4 protein-coding genes are annotated in these 3,925 nt (G+C 45.4%); all 4 read right to left on the reverse strand.

The window, feature by feature from the left end; translation table 11 throughout:
* A partial coding sequence (locus tag NFR55_RS10310; protein WP_251548798.1) for a hypothetical protein occupies positions 1–413 on the reverse strand: 413 nt, incomplete at its 3' end.
* Between the two features lie 11 nt (positions 414–424).
* Positions 425–1,228, reverse strand: a complete 804-nt coding sequence (locus tag NFR55_RS10315; RefSeq protein WP_251548800.1) for a zonular occludens toxin domain-containing protein — start codon at positions 1,226–1,228, stop codon at positions 425–427.
* A 2-nt stretch (positions 1,229–1,230) separates the two neighbouring features.
* Positions 1,231–2,583, reverse strand: coding sequence for a hypothetical protein (locus NFR55_RS10320; RefSeq protein WP_251548802.1), 1,353 nt, complete (start codon positions 2,581–2,583; stop codon positions 1,231–1,233).
* A 4-nt stretch (positions 2,584–2,587) separates the two neighbouring features.
* The gene (locus NFR55_RS10325) at positions 2,588–3,847 is read right to left on the reverse strand and encodes an InlB B-repeat-containing protein (protein ID WP_251548804.1); all 1,260 of its coding nucleotides are present in this window, start codon (positions 3,845–3,847) and stop codon (positions 2,588–2,590) included.
* Between the last annotated feature and the right edge of the window lie 78 nt (positions 3,848–3,925).

Genomic DNA, 3,925 nt, shown 5'->3' on the forward strand with positions numbered 1-3,925 from the left:
GCGGCGGCGCGTTCGGCTCGGCGGTCTTCTTTACGCTGTTTGCGTGCCTCGGCTTTCCTTTCTCTTGCCGCTAAGCGGGCTTCGGTATTTGCCTGTTTGGCGGCTTGTACGGTCTCTCTGCGCTCTTTACGCATTTTACGCACTTTGTCTTTGTGCGCCCATTTATCCGCTTTACGGGTATCTTTGTACCGCCATTTCGCGCGGTAATAGTCGCGTGCGAGCTTGAGCTTTACTATTGCGTTCGCCGCGGCGGCTACGGGCGACTGCGCGGCTTTAAGCTGTTTGTCGTTTATAGTGTCGTTGTCCCGCATTTCGCCGTGCTTTTCCAAATGCCTGGCGTGCGGCTCTACGGCTTTAACAAGCTCGTCGGGCTTAAGACTTTGCAACTTTTCTTCGCTTTCGTTTTCGTCCATGCTTTTTCACCTCACTTTTTTTCGTAATACGTGTCCGGCACACTGTAGTCGTGCTCGTCGTTAAAGTCCATTATTTCGTCGCGCGTGTAGCCGGTGGGCACGGCGTGCCGAAGATTATACTTGCCGTCGTAATTACCCTTGAGAAATGCGGGAAAAAATGAAAAGCTGTCGTAGTGCTTAAAGATATTGCCGGCGAACTCAAAAGTAATTTTATCCCCGCGCTTATCCCGGTGCTGTCCGCTCTCTATGTAGTCTATTGCCGACTGCGTGTTATCGAAGCTCGAGCAGGTCCAATGCGACCGCAATATGCGTTTTCCGCTTTGCTCATGCTCGAGCTTTTCAACGTAAAGAACTTTGGCGGCAAGCTCGCGAACGTTTAAGTCTATAAGTTTGGGGCGCTGTACCGTGCACGTTATATCCAGCCGGTAATGTCCGTGAAGCTCATAGTACCTACTCACGAAAGCCGCAATGCCTTTGCGGCTGTTAAAATATTTCTGCGCCTCGTCTAAAAATATATTCGAGTTTGGCGGCAAGAACATAGTAGGGTGCTTATCGTTGAACAGCCCGAGATTAAAACCGTTGACCTCGTAATTCGTTATTTTGCCTTTGGCGCCTGCGATTATTGTGTAATCCGCGAACACAAGGTGATCGGCGGGCGGCGTATAGTTAAAGCCCCCGGCATTGAGCGGAGCAAGCAGCTTTCGGCACTTTATTAAGTCTTGATGTGCCTGCCGTCCTTTCATGTGATGTAGCGCAAACAAAGTCATAAGAGCGGTTTTGCCCGCTCGAGGTATGCCGCATATTATTCGTATCACGGTTACTTACCCCAAACAAGCGTAAGAATTTTAATACCGAGTATAACCGCAATGAGAATAACGGAGATAAGCAGAACTAAGTTCCAATGCTCGCACACAAAGTTCCAAATCCGCGCAAAAAAGTCTTCGCAACCGCCTACAACTTTATTATCCGGGTTGTTATCTCCGCTTTGCTTATTATCTACAACGCCGAGATTATATACCGTACCGCTTGTTTCAAACATAAGCCGCAGTATTGTTACGTCGCTTACTTCGGTAAACTCTTTAACGTAACTACCTACTACCGGGCCCATAGAAGTAGAAGGCGTATACCTTTTATACTCCGACTCGTAGAAACGAAAAACCCACTGCGCGTCTTGTATGACGTCTTTCGTTTCGTTAGTAAGTTTGCTTTCCTCGCTTTGCAAAAACGAAGAAATGCTTTCAATTCTTTTCCATTTGTATGTGTGCCCGAATATGCCTATAGAATTTGTTTCGGCTTCGTCTATATCGTTCAAAAATACCTCTTTTGAAATAGGACTGTCGTAGTCCGTTCTTACGTCGTTATAGCTTTTCGCATGCCGTGTAACAAACGTTAAATCCGCTTCCATTAGACGGTCTATATCATGGTCGGTAGAAAATGCAACGTAATGACCGTCTACCGAAGCTCCGCCACCGAAAATATATCCGTCGGGATAACGGAGAAACCCTACATGTTTGTCTAATATTCTTACAAGCTCTATTGCCGAACCGTCCAACTCGTATGTAACGTTGCCATTAAGAGTGCAAGCCGTCCAAAGTTGCGCTACTTCGCAAAAAACTTCACTTATGGTGTTATCGTCTTCGATGCCGTCGTCTATGTCTTTATCCCATTTACGGTGAAAGGCGACAATATCGTAATACCGCACTACGTCGGATTTTACCGTTAATTCATTCACCACATACTTTTGGAGCGTTCCCGCTTGACTTACGAGCGTTACGGAATAATCCTGCCATTTGGCGTTATCGTTTATTGACGTGCTTATGCGCACCGTTGTTGCCGTAAGCGGCTTACTGTTGCCGCTCGGCTGATACACATACAGCAACAAATGCTTTGCGCTATCCTCGGCTATTTGTATTACCTGTAGCGAATAGTCGTTTGCTATTTCAGGGTATTTATCTAACGTAAAATTTTCGTCTGCTTGTAAGTCCTCGAGAACGCCCGTATAACCCTCGTTGGTCTTTGTAGTGCTTGCTCTTAATACAGGCGTTTCGTAAGACAATTTGTCCGAAACGTCACAGCCGTCCATTGAGCAACTACGGTATACGAATATTCCGCCTACCACAATGCCGGCAATGAGCGCACACGACACTATGAGCTTAAATATCTTAAGCATAGCGTTATTTCCTCTTAACGGCTACTGTTATAGAGATTGCGGCAGTCAAGCCGAGTGCACCAACGATGCCGACAATAAGCCATGTAAACCACTGATTTTGCCCTACAAAGTCGCCATACTTTTCCCAGCCTGTAAGTTCTTCTACAAGTACCTGCGTGTTTTCGGTTATAGTCGTGTTTTGCTTGCTAAGCCTTACGCCAGCCGTTGTCATTGCCTTGTACGAGGCTATTTCCGCTTGTTCCATTGCTTGCGCAAGAGTAGAGCCGTAGGGCACCTCGAGCGTTGAGTAAGTTTCTTCGCCATTGTCGCCGTCTACGTAAAAAGTTACCGTGAATATTTTTATCTCCCATTTTGCCGTAAGAGTGGTGTTTTGCTTTATGGGCTGATTTTCATATTTTGTACCGTCCGAAAGATACCAACCCTTAAAATTATAACCTATGCGGGTGGGTTCGGGCGCGTTTGCGGAAGTATTCCAGTTAAGAACCTCGCTCTCTATAGGCGTGCCGCCCGCAACGTCGTATGTAACGGTATAACGGTTTATATTAAAGTGCGCATGCAATGCAGTGTCCTCGTATATGGGCGCACCGTCGTAAACTCGGCAACTGCTTCCGTGCTCTGCCTGTGTTCCGTAATACCACCCCGCAAAAGTATGCCCCTCTTTAGTTGGTTCTGCGGGCAACGGTAAACTCGGTTTTGGAGTTAATTCGTATGTAACAATACCCCAAGGTCTATCCGAATTAACAGCATAACGAATAAAATCTACGCTGTAATACTCTAAACAATTATCGTGAAAATTAGGAGAAATGTAATCATTACCTGCATAAGTATATACCTGAACATTTACCGAAACAACGTCGTAATTAGGCAAGGGAGATGTTTTTGGAAAATATACCGTACAATAAATTTCAAATGCATTTTCCATTCCTAAAAACGACGAAAAGCGAACTCCCTGTGAAGTAACAGTGTCATTTACATTATTTTTCAAAACAATGTATCCTTGAGGCTCAGATACAAACTTTTCCGTTAGATTTTTAGAAGCCAAATATTCTTCAAAAGTGGGCTTCTCGCTATTATCTGCCAACAACGCAGAACTTACATAACTTGCCGTTTCGGGCGAGGTTTGCTCCGATTGCGTTTTTTCCTCTTTTCCGAACCACTCGCTCGGCTTTGCTTTACCTCTGCCGAATAATTGCAAGCCGCCCAACGTGAGCGCGGCTATGATTATAACCATAAGTACGGTTATAAAGGTTAATTGCTTTTTCATACTTCCCATTTCTTTTATTTACTCCTTTTCAATATTTCAGATACTATACGTAAAGCCCGACAATGTTTTTGCCGGGCT

Source organism: Pumilibacter intestinalis (assembly GCF_943193005.1).
Classification (GTDB): Bacteria; Bacillota; Clostridia; order Christensenellales; family Pumilibacteraceae; genus Pumilibacter; species Pumilibacter intestinalis.